The following is a 20,370-nucleotide window of genomic DNA, read 5'->3' on the forward strand; positions in this document are numbered from 1 at the left end:
CCTGAAAGATCAAATGCGGGCGAGGTCGCCGTAAATCCGTTCGATGCGCACCCAGGCGTCGGTGGCCTGGGCGAGTGCGGCGAGGTATTGGGTACGGGCGGCGATCAGGGTGCGCTGGGCGTCGAGTACATCGAGGAAGTTGAACTTGCCCATCTCAAAGCCACGGGTGGCACTGTCCACTGCGCTTTGGGCGGCGGGCAGGATCACTTTATTAAAGGCACTCACCTCATTGTTGGCCGTCGCCCACAGGTCCAGGGCCTGGCGGGTTTCGGTGCGCAGGCGCAGCTCGGTGGCGTTGCGCAGGTCCCGGGCCTGGTCGGCTCGGCGGCTGGCGGCCAGCACATTGCCCTGGTTGCGATTGAACAGCGGGATCGGCATCGACACGCCCACCAGGTTCACCCGCTCGCGCACGCTGGCGTCGTACTGGCTGCCGATGGATATATCCAGGTCGGGAATCCGCTGGGCCTTTTCCAGGCCCAGGCCGGCCTCCCGTTGCTGGATTTGCAACTGCGCCAGGCGCAGCTCGGCGGTGCTCTCCAGGCGCGCCAGCAGTTGGGTGGCCGAAGGCAGCGCTGGCGTATTCACGGCACCTGCCTCGACACGCTCAAAACTGATGTTGGCGCTGCCGGTGATGGCGGCCAGGCGGCGATAGGCATCGCTCACGCCGATCTCGGCGCGGCTGCGCTCCAGGCGGATTTCCGAGACCTGCACCTGGGCGCGAGTGGCTTCGACCGGCGACGACTTGCCCGCCGTGACCCGGCCATTGGCAACCACCAGGCCGCGCTCGGCCAGCGCCATTGAGCGTTGCGCCAGCTCCAGGCGTTCCTGGGCCCGCAGCGCGCCATAAAAGCCATCGATGACCTCGGCCCGCAGCAGGTTGCGCCGCTGTTCCAGCTCCTGGGCCGCCGCATCTTGTGCCCGCGAGGCCACATCGATGCGCGCCCCGCGCTTGCCGCCCAGCTCCAGGGTCTGGCTTAGCTTGACGGTGGTGGTGCGGGTGCTGCGGCGGGTGTCTTCGGCGTCCCAGGAGGCCACCGGGTTGGGGATCAGCCCGGCCTGCTGCCGACCGCCCTGGGCGATGTCGATTTCCCATTGCGCAGCGGCCAGGTCCGGGTTGTCGGCAAACGCACTTTGCAGGGCCGATTCGAGGGTCAGGGTCTGGGCGCTTGCCACTTGGGCCATCGCCAAGACCCCCACTACGGAGCACACAATTGTTCTTAAAAACGTTGGCATAACAAGCGTTCCACACCCATGAGTTGGCGGACAAATCCAAGCAGGGGCAATGTAACTTTCGCTACTTATCAGAGGGGTGGCCGAAACATTACAAATCCGTTAGCAAAGGCTCTGGTCCGGGCTTTTGCTTTAACCTTCGCGGCGATTGCAGATACTTTCCCTTGCACCGAGGCACCCTCGACATGCGCATCCTGGTTATCGAAGATGAACTGAAAACAGCCGAGTACTTGCATCAGGGACTGAGCGAAAGTGGCTATGTGGTCGATTGCGCGGCCAGCGGCGCCGACGGCGTACACCTGGCGCGGCAACACACCTATGACCTGGTGATTCTGGATGTGAACTTACCGCTCATGGACGGGTGGGATGTGCTGCAGCGGATCCGCCAGACCAGCAACACGCGAATCATGATGCTCACCGCCCAAGGCCGCCTGGCCGACAAAATCAAAGGCCTGGAACTGGGCGCCGACGACTACCTGGTCAAGCCTTTCGAGTTTCCCGAACTGCTGGCCAGGGTCCGCACCCTGATGCGCCGCAGCGTCGAAGCGGCGGTGCCGGACGTGCTGCGGGTGGCCGACCTGGAACTGGACCAGGGTCGCCACCGGGCCTTTCGCGGCAACCAGCGCATTGACCTGACCACCAAGGAATTCGCCCTGTTGCACCTGCTGATGCGCCAGAGCGGCGTGGTGCTGTCACGCACGCAAATCATCTCGTTTGTGTGGGACATGAACTTCGATTGCGACACCAACGTGGTCGAGGTCTCGATCCGCCGCCTGCGGGCGAAGATCGACGACCCGTTCGAGCGCAAGTTGATCCACACCTTGCGCGGGGTTGGCTACGTGCTGGAAGACCGCGAATAGCGGTCAGTGCGCGATCGGTTCCGGATGAAAACCCTCGCCTTCGATCTGGATGGTGACGTGGGAAATATCGAATTGTTCGTGCAGTAACTCGGTCACCTGGGCGAGGATCTGTTGCTCGCTGCCCAGCGCCGGCTCCACCACCAGATGGCTGCTGAGCACGTTCTTGCCGCTGGTCAGGGCCCAGATATGCAAGTCATGCACCTCCTTGACCCCAGGCACCGCGCAGATGGCCTGCTCGACCGCGTCGATATCGATGCCGTCCGGCACGCCTTGCAGCAGCACATTCATGCTGGCCTTGAGCAGGGTCCAGGTTCTGGGCACGACCCAGAAGCCAATCACCGCGGCCACCACCGAGTCGACCCAGGCCCAGCCAGTGAGCATGATCACCACGGCCGCAATGATCACGCCGATGGAGCCGAGCATGTCGCTCCAGACCTCCAGGTAGGCACCCTTGACGTTCAGGCTCTCGCCACTGGCCGCGCTGAGCAGGCGCATGGAGATCAGGTTGACGATCAGCCCCAGCACCGCAATCACCAGCATGCCGGTGGACTGGATCTCGGCCGGAGCCTGCAGGCGCAGGTAAGCCTCGTAGAGGATGTAGAACGCCACCCCGAACAGCAGCAACGCGTTGAACGCGGCGGCGAGGATTTCAAAACGCGCATAACCGAAGGTGCGCTTGCGGTCAGCGGCGCGCTTGGCGACCTGGATGGCTACCAGGGAGATGGCCAGGGCCAGGGTGTCGGTCATCATGTGCGCGGCGTCGGACAACAGCGCCAGGCTGCCGGTGACAAAGGCACCGATCACTTCGGCAATCATGAAACTGCCGGTCAGGCCCAGGGCTAGCCATAACTTGCGTTCGTGGCCGGCGCGTACGGTGGCGTGGCTGTGTCCTGCACTCATGGCGATTCCTCGTGGGGGGATGTGCGCTGATCATAGAGCGATAAGGGGAAACCTTTGGTATGGATTTCACAATTGTCATAACGCTGCCAGCGGGGTGTTAACCACATGGGGGAGCTGGCTTGCCTGGGATAGCGGTACACCCTCAAGCCCCAATGCCAGTCAGTTAAGCGCAGATCCCCTGTGGGAGCGGGCTTGCTCGCGAAGACGTCGGCCCAGCAAACATTGATGTTGACTGACCCACTGCTTTCGCGAGCAAGCCCGCTCCCACAGGGGAATGCGGCGGCGTTAAAACACCGGGCGCCGGCCAAACCGCAATGCACTGGCCACGCCGACCGCGCCCATCACTACACAGTAAAAAACGCAGATCCACGGACTGCTGGGCATCAATGCAATCAGCATCAAAGGCGTAGTACTCGCCCACAGCGCGTAGGCAATGTTGTAGGTAAAGGAAATACCCGACACACGAATCTGCGCTGGAAACAGGCTGACCATCACCGATGGCACCGCGCCCACCACTCCGCAGCTCAACCCCGCAATGGCATAGGCCGCGCCCAGCCACACGCCGCCGGCGATCAGGCTGGCGTAGAGCACGGCGATGCCCACCGGCAACAGCAGACTGTAGACCAGGACCGCGCGCCAGGCGCCGATGCGGTCCACCAGCAGGCCGGCCAGTACGCAACCGATGTTCAGGAAGACGATGCCCAGTGCGCTCAGGGCGAAGGTGTGGCTGGGGCTCATGCCGAAGGTTTTCTGCATCATGGTCGGCGTGATCACCACCAGCACCACCACCGCCGAGGTGAGCACACAGGTCAGCAACATGGCCGGCAGCAACGCCTGGCGATGGTCGCGCAACACCGTGCGCAGCGGCAGTTCGGCGTCGGCCTGGCGGCGCGCCTGCATGGCCAGGAACACCGGGGTTTCACTCAGCCAACGCCGCAGCCAGACACCGATCACGCCAAACACCCCACCCAACAGAAACGGGAAGCGCCAGGCGTAATCCAGGATTTGTTCTGCGGTGAACATCTGCGCCAGCAAGGTCGCCGTCAATGCCCCCAGCAGGTAACCGAAGGTCAGCCCGGCTTGCAGGAAACCCAAGGCATAACCGCGGTGGTTGGCCGGCGCGTGTTCGGCGACGAAGACCCAGGCGCTGGGCACTTCACCGCCCACCGCCGCGCCCTGCAAGACCCGCAGCGCCAGTAGGATCAGCGGCGCGAAATAGCCGATCTGTGCGTAGGTCGGCATGATCCCGATCAGCAGGCACGGCAGGGCCATCATCAGAATGCTCAGGCTGAACACGCGCTTGCGCCCCAGGTGATCGGCAAAGTGCGCCATCAGGATCCCGCCCAATGGCCGCGCCAGGTAGCCGGTGACGAAAATCCCGAAGCTTTGCAGCAGGCGCAGCCATTCGGGCATTTCCGGGGGGAAGAACAGCTGGCTCAGGGTCAGGGCGAAAAATACGAAAATGATGAAGTCGTAGATTTCCAGGGCACCGCCCAAGGCGGCCAGGCCCAGGGTCTTGTAGTCGGAGCGGGAAAAACGCTGCGCCTGTGGATAAGTGCTGGCAGTCATGAAAGAAGCTCGGCAGACAGACAAAATGGCGTGCAGGTTATGAGCTGGACCGGATCCTGGCAATCGCCGCGGATATATTGGGTTTACTCATTGATCCATGAAAATAACAACATTCCCAAATAAATGGCCGTGGGCCAAGATGCGGCGATACCTTGCCAAAATAACTACAAGAGGTAATCCCACGTGGCCGATCCTATCGAAGATAGCCGTTATGCCCGCTTCGCCCTGCGTTGCTCGAATTTCGCCGAACGCTGGTTTCCTGACTCCTGGGTGTTTGCCGCCCTCGCCGTGATCATTGTCACCGTGGCGACCCTGGGCATGGGCGCCGCGCCCACCGAAGCGGCCAGGGCCTTCGGCGATGGTTTCTGGAGCCTGATCCCGTTCACCATGCAAATGGCCTTCGTGGTGATTGGCGGCTATGTAGTCGCCAGCTCGCCGCCCGCCGTGAAGTTGATTGACCGCCTGGCGCGCATCCCGAAAAACGGCCGCTCGGCCGTGGCGTGGGTGGCATTGATCTCGATGGTCGCCTCGTTGCTCAACTGGGGCCTGTCCCTGGTGTTCGGCGGGTTGCTGGTGCGAGCCCTGGCCCGGCGCACGGATTTGCGCATGGACTATCGCGCGGCCGGCGCGGCGGCCTATCTAGGCCTGGGCGCCGTGTGGGCGCTGGGGTTGTCGTCATCGGCCGCACAATTGCAGGCCAACCCGGCCAGCCTGCCGCCTTCGATCCTGGCGATCACCGGGACCATTCCCTTCACCGACACCATCTTTTTGTGGCAATCGGGGGTGCTGTTGCTGGCGTTGATCGTGGTGTCGCTGATCATCGCCTACGTCACCGCACCGGGCCCCAACTCGGCCCGTGACGCCAAGGCGTGTGGCGTAGACCCGGCATTCAACCTGCCCAAGCCACAACCGCCAAGCCGTCCGGGAGAATGGCTGGAACACAGCCCGCTGCTGACCATTTTGCTGGCGCTGCTGGCTGCCGGCTGGCTGTTCCATGAGTTCTCGACCAAGCCGGCGATCAGCGCGATCTCGGGGCTCAACACCTATAACTTCCTGTTCATCATGGCCGGCGCCTTGCTGCACTGGCGCCCGCGCAGCTTCCTCGACGCCGTGGCCCGCGCGGTGCCGACCACCACCGGGGTGCTGATCCAGTTCCCGCTGTACGGCTCCATCGCGGCGCTGATGACCGTGGTCAAGGGCGGTGACGGCCAGACCCTGGCCCACCATATCTCGACCTTCTTCACCTCCATCGCCTCCCACGACACCTATGCGCTGCTGATGGGCGTGTATTCGGCGGTGCTGGGGTTCTTTATCCCATCGGGCGGCGGCAAATGGATCATCGAGGCGCCGTACGTGATGCAGGTGGCCAATGACCTGCAATATCACCTGGGCTGGGCCGTGCAGATCTACAACGCCGCCGAGGCCCTGCCGAACCTGATCAACCCGTTCTACATGCTGCCATTACTCGGCGTACTGGGACTCAAGGCACGGGACTTGATTGGTTTCTCGTTTGTGCAACTGCTGGTGCACACGCCGCTGGTGCTGTTTTTACTGTGGGCGCTGGGGACGACCTTGAAGTACATGCCGCCGGTGATGCCTTAGTCATTGGACGTTGCGCCCGTCGTTGTGGCGGGTGCAGCCAGGCCGACATTGAGCGCCTTTTTCCCTCACTGAACATTTCAAGGAGGGAACCCACCACTACTGTAAAACCAACTACATAGTGTCTTTTAGTAGCACGGGACAATCTTCAACTTAACTAAGAGACCACCACTAAATTATTTAGAGCTATAACTGGAGCGCCCATGAATATCACGCCTACAACTAACATGCCTGCCTCTCAAAACAGTGCTGAGGCGGGCAACACCCAAGAAGCCAGCCAACAGCAAAACCCCCAGCTAAAAAAATTCAAACAGTTCAAATCGGCGTTCGGCCAACCGGCGGGAAGAATAGTCTTTGCAGAGTCAAACCCTAACAAAAATCTTTTCAAGCCTGTTGTATCGTTTAAAGGCTAACTTCTCAGCAAGCATTCCGGCTTCGCAGCCTATATTGAACACTTACAAGTGTTGCAACTACCTCGGGTCTAATTGCAATCCCATGGATAACCGAAGCAATGCGTTGCACGTCACGATATATGAGAGGCGGCCAAGCCCTACAAAAAAACCGCATTTGCCGACGCATTTTCCCGGTCAGCCGCTACTGTGTGAGGGTAGGCATTCATCCCGCGCAGACGGGCTTTAGCTGACAAGGAAACACGCATGTTTAAACTGACCAGGCTGTCCTTCACCCTTGTCGCACTTAGTGTGAGCACGGTCGTACAAGCCGATGTCGAACTCGACCTGGGCACTGCGCAACGGGTCAGGCAATTGTTCGCCTACCCCAACAATTGCAGTGTGATCTGCTTTCGGCCGCTGACGTTGGAACAGACAGTTGAACACTACCTGACCCAGAGTTTGCAACGTGATGGCTACAGTCGGGCCAGGGTCAGTGTGAAAACCCAGCAGGATCAGGTGCGCGCGCACTTTACCGGTGTACCCGGTGGCTATGGCCAGCCCTTGACCGCGTTGTTGCATACCGCTGACCTGGCCTATGAAGGCGCCAGCCAGTTGAACCGCGATGGCAAATGGCAATTTAGCTGGTACCTATTCCTGCCGCTGGGCATGGCCCTGGAGAACCGCAAGAGCATCGAGTTGATGCATTTCCCGCCCGACTACTCCCTGACCCATTACCAGGACTACCTGGAGTCGGCCACCACCGACCGTTGGGCCACGTTATTGACCGCCAATGGCATAGCGGCGGCCCAGACCCCGGAATACCAGACCATCATCGATATTGCGCCGATTGCCGCGCCCTCCACGGCTGGCAAGGACCTGGAAGGGGTCTATGGCTACTTCACCGAGTACCAGACCCGGATAGTCCGCGAGTTGAGCCTGCACCCCACAGGCTCATTGCCCATGGTCGCCTTCGGCGCACCGGTACGCAGTTGGATCCAGCAACAGTACGGGCAAACTCTCGGGGTATTGGGCCTGGGGCAGATCAGCCCGGCCGAGGGCAGCTATGTCGCCGTACTGGGGGCCAATCACCCCAGTTACATCTGGTACGCCGCCGACCCGGCCAGCTACGGCGGTGACGAACAGAAAGCCGACGAGGCCGGCTTGAAAGTCATGGGCCAGGACTTGAGCGCCGCCTGCTGGCAGGCTGGAATGGGCCAGCAGCCCGCCAGCGACCCCAATGTGCTGCTCAAGGGTTGCATGAATACCTGGCAGGTGACGCGCAAGGAGCAGACCTGTGAATTGTTCTATACCTCGGTGCGAGAGCTGCCCGCCGAGCAGGCCAAGGAAAAATGTAGCAACGCGTCGATCAAGGCCCAGCTCAAGCGCCTGAAAAGCCCCATGCCAGAAGCCTCTGTGCCGGCGCCGGCCCTGTAGGTTCCTGGCTTTATCAGCATTGTCTTACGCGAAAAAACGCCGATAGCTACTGTCAGATTTGACAGTAGCTATCGGCGTTTTTTTGCGTAAATCTTGGACGGTGCCCATTTGCTGCAAGACCGGCAGTCTAATCAATATCAGGAGGTCGATGCAGCCCGACAAGGAGCCCTATGAAAACCCAAGTCATGGAAGAAGCACCTGCGGCCGCGAGTGACTGTCTGTATCCCTTCGCAACACTGCTGGCGAAAAAAGGTTACCCCTCGCGTCGTGACTTCGAGGTGGTGCGCACCCGCAACGGACGTGGAACCGGGATCAAGGCCAAGGTCGCCTTCGACAGCCGAGTGCGTATCGCCAAGATTTCCGGGCACGCCCTGAGCGAACGGCGCTTGCACACGCTGCAGGTGTCTTCGCGCATCCACTTGTACGACCCCTGGTTCAGCGGCTTGCTCCTGCATTCATGCGACCCGAATGTGTTCCTCGATATCAGCGAACTGGAGCTGTGGTCGATCCAGGCGATCCGCCCCGGCGCGCTGCTGACCATGGATTACGCCAGCACCGAGGACGTGCTGTTCCGGCAGTTCCCGTGCCGTTGCGGCGCCGGCAACTGCCGAGGCTGGATCACCGGCATGAAAGAGCCCTTGAACGCCGAGGGCCAACTGTTCATGGAACAGTGGCGCCAGCGCAAACGCTATTAAATGGCCTCGATCGGGCGCAGGCGGTACTGCGGCGGCAGTTGCTCGAACCCGGTGATGGTGGCGTTGAGGCTCTTCCAGCGGCCGTCCTTGATCCCGTAGATGCAACCGTGGATCGACAGGCTCTGCCCACGATGCCAGGCGTTCTGCACAATGCTGGTGTGACCGACATTGGCCACTTGCTGGATGACGTTGAGTTCACACAGGCGATCGACGCGTTCTTCTTCCGTGGGCAACTGGGCCAGTACTTCGCGGTTCTCGTAGTACAGGTCACGGATCGTACGCAGCCAGCCGTCGATCAGGCCGAACTGGCGGTCCTGCATCGAAGCACGCACGCCGCCGCAGCCATAATGGCCGGTGACCAGGATATGTTTGACCTTGAGCACATCCACCGCGTACTGGATCACCGACAGGCAGTTGAGGTCGGTGTGCAGCACCACATTGGCCACGTTGCGGTGCACAAACAGGTCGCCCGGCAGCATGCCGACGATCTCGTTGGCCGGTACCCGGGCGTCCGAACAGCCGATCCACAGGTATTCCGGGGTCTGCTGGCGGGCAAGCTTGGCGAAGAATTCGGGATCTTCCTGTTTGATCGCATCCGCCCAGCGTTCGTTGTTATCAAGCAGGTCTTGTAGTTCGTTCATCAGGAAAGCCTCAGGAATGATGCGCAGTTTTGTGACTGACAACCTCTCGCCCAGGTCACGCCCCACGCAAATTAGCTTGAATCTTTGGGAGGCCGGGCCTGTCCACACACTATAAGCCCCACAGTATGAGGATTGGCCATGACGCAATCACGACGTCCCTACGGCGCCCCGACGCCGGCACCGATTGATGACAACGAAGATCGCATGGGCTCGATGCGCGAGCTGGATTTTGACGAGCAAGAGCCGACGGCGGAAATCGGCGATGAGATCCCGCGTGGAGAGCGCGAGCACCTGATGCCCGACGAGCGGGTGCGCGAGGCCGGAATGACCGGGGCTTCGACGGCGGATCATGAGCCCACGGATGATGATATGAGCCCCGAAACCCTGATCCATGAAGATGGCGCGCGCGATGCCCGCGAAGAAGGTGAAGGCGAGCAGGCGGATTGGGACCTGAGTATCGTCGATGAGGACGAGATTGGCGGCGGTAATGGGTTGGATGAAGCCGAGTTGGCGGACATTGATCCGGTCGACGGCAACCGCTGACACAGCGCCTGACTTATGGTGAAGCATGGCGGTGTGGGAGCTGGCTTGCCTGCGATAGCGGCGCTGGATTCACCACCGCTATCGCAGGCAAGCCAGCTCCCACGTAAGACTGCTCCCACACGGGATCGTGTGTTTTAGTCGACCAGGGTGCAGGCCATGACGACGGCGTCTTCGCGACCACCGACGGCCGGGTAGTAATCGCGGCGACGGCCGATTTCGTTGAAACCGTAGCGCTCATACAGGCGGAATGCCCCGGTATTGCTGTCGCGTACTTCCAGGAAGCATTCCCGCGCACTGGCGGCATAGGCCCGGGACATCAGGTGCTCCAGCAGCGCCAGGCCCAGGCCGCGGCCCTGGTTTTCCGGTTTGACGGTGATATTCAGCAAATGCGCTTCATCGAGGATGATTTGCACCACGCCGTGGCCCACCTGCTGCTCGCCTTCGAACATCAACCAGATCTGGTACTTGCCCAGCCCGTCGAGAAAGATGCCACGGGTCCAGGGATGGCTGAACGCCGCGTATTCGATTTTCAGCACGGCGTCGAGGTCAGCCTCGGTCATCGGGCGGAAGGATAAAGCCTCACTCATCGGTTGTTTTCCAGCGCGCCATCAGCCGGCGCATGGCTTGCCAGACATCAGCCTTACGCTGTGGCTCTTCCATTAATAATTCCAGGCCCGGCAAGGCCCAGACCGAACCCAGGCCTTCGACCTGCAGTTCGCGGTACCAGGCCTCGGCGTTGGCTTCGCCGGCAAATCGCACGGCCGGCAGGCCGATCAGCCACAGGCACACACAGGGTTCATCTTCCAGGCGGGCCGAGACAAAGCCCTGCACGAAGTCACGCGCGGCGTCCGGCCCCTGGTCCATATTGCCGCGCACCAGCAACGGCCAGCGCACCGGCTCGCCGACGATCTGCGGGCTGTCGGGCAGGCCGGCAGCGCGCAGCATGTCCTTGAGCAGCAGGTAGGCCGGGTCGCGCGCCTGGAAACGTTCGCCGGTGGGCAGTTCGACCAGCAACAGGCAGCGCCCGGCCCGCAGCAATTGCAGGGCAAAACGCGGTGGCGGCACGACCGGGGCCTTGGCCACCGGGGCAGCGTCGGCCACTGCAGCGGGCTTGGGCGCCGCCGAAGGGCGTGGCACTTCGATCTTGACCCGCTCCGATGGCCGCACAGGCACCTCGGCCACAGGCTTTACCAGCGCGACCGGCGGCGCCGCTTCCTCGCCCGAGGCGTCGAATGGCTCGAACGGCTCCAGCGGCTGCAGCAGTTCGGGCCGCGACGGGGCGGCAAAGGGCAATTCGGTGCGCGGCAGCCAGTTGACCACCTGCATGGCGGTCAAGTAAGCGCGACGTCGGGACTCGATAAGCAAGGCGCGACCACTTGTGGATAACTAAAGAGCGCAGATTCTACCGCCCTTCGACGACGATCGCCCACCGTTGATGATTTTCTCTGCATTGCTGACCGCCCATCGCGAACGCGCCCTGACCGGCTGTGGATAAATCCCGCGCCTGATGCAGTACAATCGCTGCTTTTAATTCGCCAACCAGCCGGCCATTCCGATGATCGAACCCAAGCGCGTCTTGCGCGCCCTCGCCGAACACTGGGCCCTGCTTGAGCCACTGTGCGAACACTTCGACCAAGGCACCCTGAGCCTTGGCGAGTTGCGCGCGCAACTGGCCGCCCAACAACTGGACAGCACGCCACAGGACATCACCAGCCTGCTGGACGTGTGGATTCGCCTGGATATCCTGGTGCCTGTCGCCAAGAGCCCGAACCGTTTCGAGCTCAACGCGCAGATCCATGACTTCCTGGCCTATCTTCGCAAGGAGCACCGGCTAGGCCTGTGCCTGGAAATCGAAGCCTACCTGCGCCACCTCGAGCGCCTGGCCGGTTATATCCAGGACGCCTTCGACATCCGCGACGGCCATGACCTGGCTCGCCAACTGCGGCTGCTGGACATGCGCGTGCGCGACGTGCTGAAAAAACTCGCCAATGACGAACAGGCCCTCGCGGCCGTGGCCGACCGCGCCAAGACCAGCGACCGGCAGATCCCGTTGCGCCAGCGCTATGCCGAGGTCCTGGCGACCTGGGACGAGTACGTCGAGCCGATGATCCAACTGGTGAACGCCGACGGTGCCTTCGAGCAAGGCGTGCGCAAGGTTGAGAACGTGCTGCTGCGCATGCTCACCGAACAACAGCGCCTGGGCCACCTGGTGGATGACGATATGTTGCTGCGCACCCACGCGCGCATCCTCGAAATGCAGACCAGCGCCCAACTGACCCTGCGTCATGCCCGCGAGCTGCTGCTGCCGCTGCGCGAAGAGGCACGCCGGCACAACGCCGTGACCCGTGGCGCGGCGCTGGCCCTCTCGGCGATCCGGCGCAAGGGCCTGGACGCGGTGCCGCAAGCGGCGATGCCGATGTTCACCCGGCCACAAAGTACCTTCCTCGGTAGTGCCAGCCAGGTCGAAGCCTATGTGTATGCCCTGGCGAACTTCGAACCCAAGCCTGCGCGGTTCCCCAAGGCCCACAAATCCCACAAGGGCCAAGCCCAGCGTGCGCCACGCACGGTCAAGGAGATGCTGGAGCGTTGCGAAGACGCGCTGCCGATGCCGGACCTGATGACCTGGCTGCTGGAACAGGAACCGGACGGGGCCACCGACGAGTTGCTGTACTGGTTCTCGCGTTTGTCGCGGGAGAAGCGTTTCAAGCGCGAGCGCCTGGAACGCCGGGATTACCACACTCACGAGCACCAGGTCAGCCTGCGCTCATTCGCCCTGCTCCCGGCCAGCACCGACGTAGCCGAGAATTCTGCGAGCACACCCTATGCATCTTGATCTATCCGAACTGTCCCAGCTGGCGCCGATCTTTCGCGAGCTGTTCAAGGGTTACCACGTCAGCCGCCGCGACCCGGAGCTGTACGCGCAATTGTCGAACTTCCAGGACCAGTACCGCACGCTGTTCAAGGCCCTGGGCTTTGAGCTGGTATGCGACACCCGTGGCTTCTATTACTTCGTGCCGGACACCGCCGTGGCCGCCGCGCAGGTGAACAAGACCGCGCAGCGCCTGGCATTGTTCACCTTCATCATCGTCGAGCACCTGGCCGACCAGGGCCGCGACCCGATTGCCGTGCTCGACGGTGGCAGCCTGGGCCGCGATGAGCTGCCCTCGTTGCTGGAGAAGTACCGCGACCTGTTTATCCAGGCCGAAGTACAGACCGTTGAGGAGCTGGAAGAAAAAATCATGCGCCGCATGACCCAGCTCGGCTTTGCCGGTGAAGACAACGGTATTTACCGCTTCCTGCCACCGATGCACCGTTTCCTCGACGTGTGCCTGTCGGTCCAGGCCGACCGCGACCTGGCGGCCAGCGTCCACAGTGTGCTGCCGTTGCCGGCGCCGGTGATCATCGACGAAGACAGTGATGAAAAGCTGCTGCAGACCGATGACCCGCTGGACTTGAGTGAATTTGAAAGCGAAGAAGATGCCCTCGCCCGTGCCATTGCCGAAGAACAGGAGACCGATGCATGAGCAAGGAACGTTATGGCATTCGCCGCTTCGCCCTATTGAACACCGCCGGCTACAGCCTGGGCCTGTTCCCGCTGGAAGAGCCGCTGTCGGTGTATGGCGCAAACAACCTCGGTAAATCGGCTTCGATCAACGCCTTGCAGTTCCCGATCCTGGCGCGCATGTCGGACATGAGCTTCGGCAAGTACACCCTGGAACAGTCGCGGCGCTTCTACTTTGCCACCGACACCAGCTACATCCTCGTCGAAGTCTCCCTGCCCCACGGCCCGCACGTGATTGGCGTGGTCGGGCGCGGCCCAGGGGGCGGTTTCGGTCACCAGTTCTTCGCCTACGCCGGCAAGCTGGACCTGGCTCACTACCAGAAGAACGACACCTGCCTGCGCCAGAAAGAGCTGTTCACCAACCTTGAGCGCGAGGGCCTGAAGGCCTATGAACTCAAGCCCGATGAGCTGCGGCGCTTGCTGGTGGGTGGCCATACCTCGATCCCGCTGGACCTGACCCTGATTCCGCTGCGTTCCACCAGCGAGCAGAGCCTGAAGACCTTCCGTGCGCTGTTTATCAACCTGCTGCACATGCGCGAAATCACCGCGGCCAAGCTCAAGCAGTTGTTCCTCGATGCGTTCGAGCACAGCCTGCGCTCGGGCAGTGTGGATTACATTGCGGCGTGTGAAGAAGCGTTCCGCGATGTGCGACGCATGGAGCAGGACTACAACTCACTGGTAGCCGCCGGCCCATTGGTCGAGGCCTTGGCCAATGGCGTGAAACAGCGCGACATCCTGCGCGGCAAACTGCATCGCCTGTCGCCGCTGCTCGATTCGCTGCTGGGTACCTGGTCGGACTACGCCAGTGCGCGCAAGGAAGAGCTGACGATCCAGGCCGAACACTACCGCAACGAGCAGGATGCGCTGCAGAACGATCAGCGCGGCGGCACCCAGGAGCTGATGCGCCTGGAGCGGGAAATCAGCGGCATCCAGCGCTGGCTGGGCGAGTTGTCGGTGCTCAAGCATCGCTTTGCCCTGGTGGATGACGTCAAGGTCCTGGAGCAGCAACTGCTGGCGGCCAAGGATGCCCACGACGAACTGGCCGGCGCCCTGGCGCAATCGCGACAGTTCAGCGCCGAGGACCTGGATGAGCGCCTGCGCGACCTGGAAAAGCGCCTGAAGTCGGTCAAGCAACAACTCGATCACGCCGACAACAACAGCTACGCCAAGCTGCGGGAAGAATTCTCACAGCAGGACGTCGAGCGTCTGATGCGTCTGTTCAACAGTTCGTTGTTCAGCCTGCCGCTGGGCGAGCATGGCATCACCCTGGATGAAGACGGCCAGTGGGTCAAATCCCTGGAGCTGATCCTCGATGGCTTCAAGGGCGAGCGCTTTGAAGTACCGGGGCTGTCCATCGACATCTCGCACATCGAGCCCCCTGCCTTGCAGGCCCTGGCGGATCGCGCGGCATTGCGCGACCAGAAGGAGCGCCTGGAAAAAGAACTCAAGCAACTCAAGACCCAGCAGGCGGTGGCCTCTGACCGCGCGGCAAGCAAGACCCAGACCGAAGCGCTGTACCAGCAGGTACTCGATGCGCAGAAAGCCCTGGAAGACTACCGTCGCGCCCAGACGCTGAGTGCCGAGGAAGGCGAGAAGCTGGAAAACCTGGCGCAGATGGAAGCCGCCCAGGATGAACTCAAGCGCTCCAGCGATGCGTTTACCGAACGTGTGCAGCAGCTGTCGGCCAAGCTGCAACTGGTCGGCCGCCAGATCGGCGATATGGAAGCCAAGCAGCGCACCCTGGATGACGCCCTGCGCCGTCGCCAGTTGTTGCCGGCCGACTTGCCATTTGGCACGCCGTTCATGGATCCAGTCGACGACTCCATGGACAATCTGCTGCCGCTGCTCAATGACTATCAGGACAGCTGGCAGGGGTTGCTGCGCGCCGACGGGCAGATCGACGCGCTGTACGCCCAAGTGCGCCTCAAGGGCGTGGCCAAGTTCGACAGCGAAGACGATATGGAGCGCCGCCTGCATCTGTTGATCAATGCTTACGCGCACCGCACCGACGAAGCCCTGACCCTGGGCAAGGCGCGCCGCGCGGCGGTGACTGATATCGCGCGGACCTTGCGCAATATCCGCAGCGACTACGACAGCCTCGAGCACCAGTTGGCCCTGTTCAACCGCGAGATCAACAAGCGCCAGGTATCCAACCTGCAGAGCTTCCGTATCGTGTTTGCGCCGAACAAGGAAGCGCTCAAGCATATCGACCAGATCATTCACAGTGCCGGTCAGTATGAGGAAGGCGAAACCCTCTCGGTGTTCGACCTCAGCCAAAGCGCCGAGCAGGACAACAAAAACGAAGAGGCCAAGGAATACCTGGCACGCCTGGTGGCCGCCAACCACAACCAGTTGGGGCTCAAGGACCTGTTCGAACTGGCGTTCGAGATTACCAAGGTCAACGGCCAGCCGATCATTCACACCGACATCGATGGCGCTGCGTCCAACGGCACCACCATGACCATCAAGGCTCTGACCAACATGTACTTGTTGCTGCACTTGATGGACCGCGACCAGGCCGGTCGCGTGCGCCTGCCGTACTACCTCGACGAGGCGGCGGATATCGATGAGAAGAACCAGGCAGCATTGCTGGAGACCAGCCTGCAACTGGGCTTTGTGCCGATCCTGGCCAGTGTGAAGCCGCAGGTTTCCGCCCAGGTGGCGATCGACCTGGAGGGCGGCAGTGGGCCGAACGGGATCTACATCGATGAGGCGGACTGGAAGTACATCCGCCGCCATGATGTGGTGAAGGCGACGATCAATGTTCAGGCGGATGAGCCGCAGTTGGATGAGGTCTGATCGGCGCCTAGCAGGGCATTAAAAAGGCCGCGATCTTTTGGATCGCGGCCTTTTTTGTGGCTCCTGGATTTATTTACCCAGGGGAATCTTCGGCGCCCAGATCAGCCACTCGTCTTCAAACTTGTCGAACAACGGGAAGGTCTGCTCGGGCAGTGCCGGGTTGCCCATGCGCTCGCCATCCGGCGTCGCAAAGGCAATGCCGCCCTGGACCAGGGTTTCCAGGGATTCGGTACGCACTGTCGCGCCCTTGAACAGGCCAAAGTCCAGGCCAAAGCCACTGCTGTTCCAGAAACGGCTGCCGCCACGCACCAGCGGGGCGTACTTGGGCTCGATCAGCACATGAATCAGCACACGGTCGGCCGTCTTGCCCAACTCGTAGCCGGTGACCTTGCCCACCGTGACTTCGCGGTAGGTAACCGGCACGCCGACTTTCAACGAGCCGCGGCGGGCCGCGCTGAGGACCAGGCTCAAGCCGGCTTCCTGCACGTTAGCCTCGGGCGGTTGGGCCAGGGCCACGAAGTTCTTTTGTGCCCCGGTGCTTTTCACCGCCGGCAAGACTTCGATGTACTGGCCGGTGACCAGGGTTTCCAGGTTGGCGGTCTTCATCAAGCCCAACTCCGGCTTGACCACCCAGAACTGGCTGCCGGTGCGGGCGATCCGCTCAGGCACTTCGGTGATGCGTGCACTAAGCATCACTGACTGCATGTCGGCGCTCAGGTCGACGCTTTCGATCTTGCCCACGTCCAGGCCTTTGAAGCGAATCGGCGTACCGGGGCGCAGGCCGTCGGCGCGGTCGACCTTGATCGTGATGAGGGTGCCACGCTGGGTGGAGGCTTCGTGATCGGCAAACAGGCGGAAACGCGGGATGCGATTTCTCAGCGGTACGTTTGGCTCTGGGGTCTCAAAGGCGATCCCCCCGGCCATCAGGCTCTGCAGGGATTCGCTTTTGACCTGGATGCCGCCGGTGAGCCCGCCGGTCAGGGTCACGCCACTGGCGTTCCAGAAACGCGTCGAGCCGTTGACCAGGCCTTCGTACTCCTTCTCGATATGCACACCGATCACCAGTTGCTTGCGCTTGCGCGAGAACTGATAGCTCTGGACCGAACCGACCTTGACCTGTTTGTAGAGGATCGGGCTGCCAACCTCCAGGGAGCCGAGGTTTTCTGTGAGCAGGACCAGGTGCAGGCCTGGGGAGCGCAGGTCCAGCGGTGGCGCCTTGGGCCGGGCGACGAACTCACGTTGGGGACTGGCGCCTTTGTCGCCGGGACGGATGGCAATGTAATTGCCCTTGACCAGGGCTTCCAGGCCGGTGATACCGGCCAGGGAGATGGACGGCTTGACTACCCAGAATTGTGTGCCTTCCACCAGGTAATCTTCGGCCAATGGGTCGAGGGTCAGGTCGGCGCTGGCGCTGGACAGGTCGGAGTCGACCTTGAGGGCCTTGAGACTGCCGACCTGGATGCCTTTGTACATCACCGGCGTACGCCCGGCTTGCAGGCCCTCGAAGTCACTGAGTTTGACCTTGATGCGAATGCCCGCGGCGGCGGCGTCGAAGTCTTCGTACAGACGGAACGGCAGGCTTGGGTCGGTGGGCGGGCTGTCCTTGCGGTTTTCCGGCGTGGCGAAGGCAATCCCCCCGGAGACGATGCTGGCCAGGGACTCGCTGCGCACTTTGACCCCGGACAGGTTGGCGTCGATGCTGATGCCGCTGGCGTTCCAGAAACGCGTATGTTTGCGCACCAGGTTGGCGTAGGTCGGCTCGATATAGACTTTTATCTCGACGGTGTTTTGATCGGCTGACAGCAGGTAGCTTTTGACCTGGCCAACCTGGATCTGTTTGTAGAAGACCGGGCTGCCACGGTCGAGCGAGCCGAGCCGCTCGGCCTTGACGGTCAGGTGCAGGCCGGGCTTGGCGTCGGACAATGGCGGCTCTTCGGAGAGCGCCTTGAATTTGCGCGTAGGCTCGCCGTCACCAGGGCTGGCGGCGATGTAATTGCCCGAGACCAGGGTTTCGAGGCCGGTGATCCCGGCCAGGCTCACGCTGGGCTTGACCAGCCAGAAGCGCGTATTGGCCTTGAGGTATTGCTCGACATCCTTGTTCATCTCGATGGTGGCAATCACCCCGCGATTGCTGCCCTCGTCATCCAGGGCCAGGGTCTTGACCTTGCCCACGGGCATGCCTTTGTAGACCACTTCGGTCTTGTTGGCCTGGATACCTTCGCCGCTTTCAAAGCGTACCTGGATCTCGATGCCCGTCTGGGTGTAGGCACGCCATCCGAGCCAGCCGCCAATCACCAGGGCGATCAACGGCAGTACCCAAATGGCCGACCAGTTCGAAGCGGGGCGGGTTTTAGCCTTTGGCAAATCAGTCATGGTCGTCGTCCGACTCCGTGTTATCCCAAATCAGTCGGGGATCGAAAGTTACTGCGGCAAACATCGTCAAGATCACCACACTGGCGAACGCCACGGCACCGAGATTGGCCTCGATACTGGCAAGTCGCCCAAAGTTAACGACCGCCACCAGAATGGCGATCACGAAGATATCCAGCATGGACCAGCGACCGATGAATTCGATAAAGCGGTACATGATAATGCGTTGTCGGGCGGAAAGCGGCTGGTGACGCTGCACCGAGAATAGCAACAGGGCGATGCCCACCAGCTTGAAGGTCGGCACCAGGATACTGGCAATAAACACCACGGCGGCAATCGGGAACATACCGTGCTGAACCAGTTCGATCACGCCCGCCATGATAGTGCTCGGCGCACCCTGCCCCAGGGAGTTGATCGTCATGATTGGCAACAGGTTAGCCGGAATGTACAGAATTGCCGCAGTAATCAGCAAAGCCCAGGTGCGCATCAGGCTGTTCGGGCGGCGGGCATGGACCAACGCACCGCAACGGGTGCAGGTCTGCTCGTCGGTCTCCGGGTCCTGCCTGTTCAGTTCGTGGCATTCGGTACAGATCAGAATGCCAGCATCAATCGCCCGCATGTTCGTCCTCCCCGGACAATGCCTGCCAGATTTGGTGCGGTGACATGACCACCTCCAGCAGCACCTGAACCATCAACAGGCTGACAAAGCAGGCCAGCCCCAGGCCTACGCTGAGGGCAGCCATGTCGGCCAGCTTTACAATCGCCACCAGCACGCCCATCAGGTAGACCTCAAGCATCCCCCAATCGCGCATATGGTGATAAATACGGTAGAGCAACAGGCCGTAGCTGCGGCCTATGTTCCAGCGAATACTCAGCAGCACCGCCAGTTGGCACAGCAGCTTGAGCAACGGGATGCCCATGCTGCACAGGAACACCACCACTGCGACGCCTTGCATCCCGGTATTGAACAGGGCGACTACACCGCTCCAGACCGTGTCTTCAGAAGACTGCCCGAGTAGATTGAGCTGCATGATGGGTAAAAAGTTCGCCGGGATGTACAGCAATAACGCGGCGATCACCAAGGCCAGGCTGCGCTCGACGACATTGTAGCGGTGGGCGTACATCTCATAACCACAGCGCGGGCATTGGGCCTTTTCACCGTGCGCAAGCTCTGGCTTGCGCATCAGCAAGTCGCACTCGTGGCAGGCAACCAGGTCCTCCAGCGGTAGGTCGGACACCTGGGTGGTATCAACCGGGTCGGACATATAGGGCTCTAAGTCTAAAATGATCAGGGGTCTATTCTAGTGTTCTGGTTGGGAAATAACTGTGCAAATTTGTCGGGATGAACAATGGTGTAATGCCAGCGCCTTTTCGACCGCCCAAAACAAAACCCCAACTGCTTTCGCAATTGGGGTTTTGGAATTTAATCTTGACGATGACCTACTCTCACATGGGGAAACCCCACACTACCATCGGCGATGCATCGTTTCACTGCTGAGTTCGGGATGGGATCAGGTGGTTCCAATGCTCTATGGTCGTCAAGAAATTCGGGTACTGAGTCGCGGCAGGTGCCTCGCTTCAGCAAATTGGGTATGTGACAGCTTTCGGTGTTTTGTGAGATTCGAACTTTCGGTTCATTTCGTCTTCACACACCGCAATCTGATGCTCTTTCGAGAAACAAATTGCTTGGGTGTTATATGGTCAAGCCTCACGGGCAATTAGTATTGGTTAGCTCAACGCCTCACAGCGCTTACACACCCAACCTATCAACGTCGT

The 20,370-nt window shown here is 61.2% G+C and carries 18 protein-coding genes and 2 rRNA genes; 9 read left to right on the forward strand and 11 right to left on the reverse strand.

What is annotated here, in order from left to right; all coding sequences use genetic code 11:
• Positions 1-9: 9 nt before the first annotated feature.
• Complete coding sequence (locus HBO12_RS20430; protein WP_169954814.1) at positions 10-1,233, reverse strand: TolC family protein; 1,224 nt, start codon at positions 1,231-1,233, stop codon at positions 10-12.
• A 182-nt stretch (positions 1,234-1,415) separates the two neighbouring features.
• Here HBO12_RS20430 and HBO12_RS20435 point away from each other — a divergent pair, with 182 nt between their 5' ends.
• Positions 1,416-2,090, forward strand: coding sequence for a heavy metal response regulator transcription factor (locus HBO12_RS20435; protein ID WP_169954813.1), 675 nt, complete (start codon positions 1,416-1,418; stop codon positions 2,088-2,090).
• 3 nt (positions 2,091-2,093) lie between these two features.
• On the opposite strand, the gene HBO12_RS20440 is transcribed toward HBO12_RS20435, so the two are convergent.
• Complete coding sequence (locus HBO12_RS20440; protein ID WP_169954812.1) at positions 2,094-2,990, reverse strand: cation diffusion facilitator family transporter; 897 nt, start codon at positions 2,988-2,990, stop codon at positions 2,094-2,096.
• A gap of 285 nt (positions 2,991-3,275) precedes the next feature.
• Entirely contained in the window at positions 3,276-4,559 is a 1,284-nt protein-coding gene (locus HBO12_RS20445; RefSeq protein ID WP_169954811.1) for an MFS transporter, read from the reverse strand.
• Between the two features lie 183 nt (positions 4,560-4,742).
• Here HBO12_RS20445 and HBO12_RS20450 point away from each other — a divergent pair, with 183 nt between their 5' ends.
• The 4 genes from HBO12_RS20450 (at position 4,743) to HBO12_RS20465 (ending at position 8,679) form a co-directional block, all read left to right on the forward strand.
• The gene (locus tag HBO12_RS20450; protein ID WP_169954810.1) at positions 4,743-6,161 is read left to right on the forward strand and encodes a TIGR00366 family protein; all 1,419 of its coding nucleotides are present in this window, start codon (positions 4,743-4,745) and stop codon (positions 6,159-6,161) included.
• 200 nt (positions 6,162-6,361) lie between these two features.
• Positions 6,362-6,571 carry a hypothetical protein gene (locus tag HBO12_RS20455; RefSeq protein ID WP_170043058.1) on the forward strand — a complete coding sequence of 70 codons (210 nt, stop codon included), beginning with the start codon at positions 6,362-6,364 and terminating at the stop codon, positions 6,569-6,571.
• A 243-nt stretch (positions 6,572-6,814) separates the two neighbouring features.
• Positions 6,815-7,984, forward strand: coding sequence for a hypothetical protein (locus HBO12_RS20460; RefSeq protein ID WP_170043059.1), 1,170 nt, complete (start codon positions 6,815-6,817; stop codon positions 7,982-7,984).
• A gap of 170 nt (positions 7,985-8,154) precedes the next feature.
• Positions 8,155-8,679 (forward strand): SET domain-containing protein, encoded by a 525-nt coding sequence (locus HBO12_RS20465; RefSeq protein WP_169954808.1) that lies wholly within the window; start codon positions 8,155-8,157, stop codon positions 8,677-8,679.
• Here the strand turns inward: HBO12_RS20465 and can are convergent.
• Positions 8,676-9,320, reverse strand: coding sequence for a carbonate dehydratase (gene can / locus HBO12_RS20470; protein ID WP_169954807.1), 645 nt, complete (start codon positions 9,318-9,320; stop codon positions 8,676-8,678). The two genes, HBO12_RS20465 and can, sit on opposite strands and share 4 nt — an antisense overlap.
• A 138-nt stretch (positions 9,321-9,458) precedes the next feature.
• On the opposite strand from can, the gene HBO12_RS20475 reads away from it, so the two are divergent.
• Positions 9,459-9,863, forward strand: coding sequence for a serine kinase/phosphatase (locus HBO12_RS20475; protein WP_169954806.1), 405 nt, complete (start codon positions 9,459-9,461; stop codon positions 9,861-9,863).
• Between the two features lie 134 nt (positions 9,864-9,997).
• On the opposite strand, the gene rimI is transcribed toward HBO12_RS20475, so the two are convergent.
• Both rimI and HBO12_RS20485 read right to left on the reverse strand, forming a co-directional pair.
• On the reverse strand, positions 9,998-10,450 hold the full coding sequence (gene rimI / locus HBO12_RS20480; RefSeq protein ID WP_005784514.1) for a ribosomal protein S18-alanine N-acetyltransferase: 453 nt from the start codon (positions 10,448-10,450) through the stop codon (positions 9,998-10,000).
• Complete coding sequence (locus HBO12_RS20485) at positions 10,443-11,189, reverse strand: energy transducer TonB (RefSeq protein ID WP_169954932.1); 747 nt, start codon at positions 11,187-11,189, stop codon at positions 10,443-10,445. Before HBO12_RS20485 ends, rimI begins: the two co-directional genes overlap by 8 nt.
• Positions 11,190-11,418: 229 nt before the next feature.
• On the opposite strand from HBO12_RS20485, the gene mksB reads away from it, so the two are divergent.
• The 3 genes from mksB to mksF are packed head-to-tail and all read left to right on the forward strand — an operon-like array spanning position 11,419 to position 16,224.
• A complete protein-coding gene (gene mksB / locus HBO12_RS20490) occupies positions 11,419-12,696 on the forward strand; it encodes an Mks condensin complex protein MksB (RefSeq protein ID WP_169954805.1) in 1,278 nt (425 codons plus the stop codon).
• The gene (gene mksE / locus HBO12_RS20495; RefSeq protein ID WP_170043060.1) at positions 12,686-13,387 is read left to right on the forward strand and encodes an Mks condensin complex protein MksE; all 702 of its coding nucleotides are present in this window, start codon (positions 12,686-12,688) and stop codon (positions 13,385-13,387) included. The genes mksB and mksE overlap by 11 nt, the downstream gene beginning before the upstream one ends.
• Positions 13,384-16,224: an Mks condensin complex protein MksF gene (gene mksF / locus HBO12_RS20500; RefSeq protein ID WP_170043061.1), complete on the forward strand. Its 2,841-nt coding sequence runs from the start codon at positions 13,384-13,386 to the stop codon at positions 16,222-16,224. Before mksE ends, mksF begins: the two co-directional genes overlap by 4 nt.
• 69 nt (positions 16,225-16,293) lie before the next feature.
• Here the strand turns inward: mksF and HBO12_RS20505 are convergent, their stop codons facing one another.
• The 5 genes from HBO12_RS20505 to HBO12_RS20525 form a co-directional block, all read right to left on the reverse strand.
• Positions 16,294-18,597 (reverse strand): PqiB family protein, encoded by a 2,304-nt coding sequence (locus HBO12_RS20505; protein ID WP_170043062.1) that lies wholly within the window; start codon positions 18,595-18,597, stop codon positions 16,294-16,296.
• Positions 18,590-19,213 (reverse strand): paraquat-inducible protein A, encoded by a 624-nt coding sequence (locus tag HBO12_RS20510; RefSeq protein ID WP_169954801.1) that lies wholly within the window; start codon positions 19,211-19,213, stop codon positions 18,590-18,592. The genes HBO12_RS20505 and HBO12_RS20510 overlap by 8 nt, the downstream gene beginning before the upstream one ends.
• Positions 19,200-19,859, reverse strand: coding sequence for a paraquat-inducible protein A (locus HBO12_RS20515; protein ID WP_169954800.1), 660 nt, complete (start codon positions 19,857-19,859; stop codon positions 19,200-19,202). The genes HBO12_RS20510 and HBO12_RS20515 overlap by 14 nt, the downstream gene beginning before the upstream one ends.
• A gap of 162 nt (positions 19,860-20,021) precedes the next feature.
• Positions 20,022-20,137, reverse strand: a 5S ribosomal RNA gene (gene rrf / locus HBO12_RS20520).
• 154 nt (positions 20,138-20,291) lie between these two features.
• Positions 20,292-20,370, reverse strand: a 23S ribosomal RNA gene (locus HBO12_RS20525); the annotation flags it as partial.

It is taken from the genome of Pseudomonas sp. WS 5059 (assembly GCF_012985525.1).
Lineage (GTDB): Bacteria > Pseudomonadota > Gammaproteobacteria > Pseudomonadales > Pseudomonadaceae > Aquipseudomonas.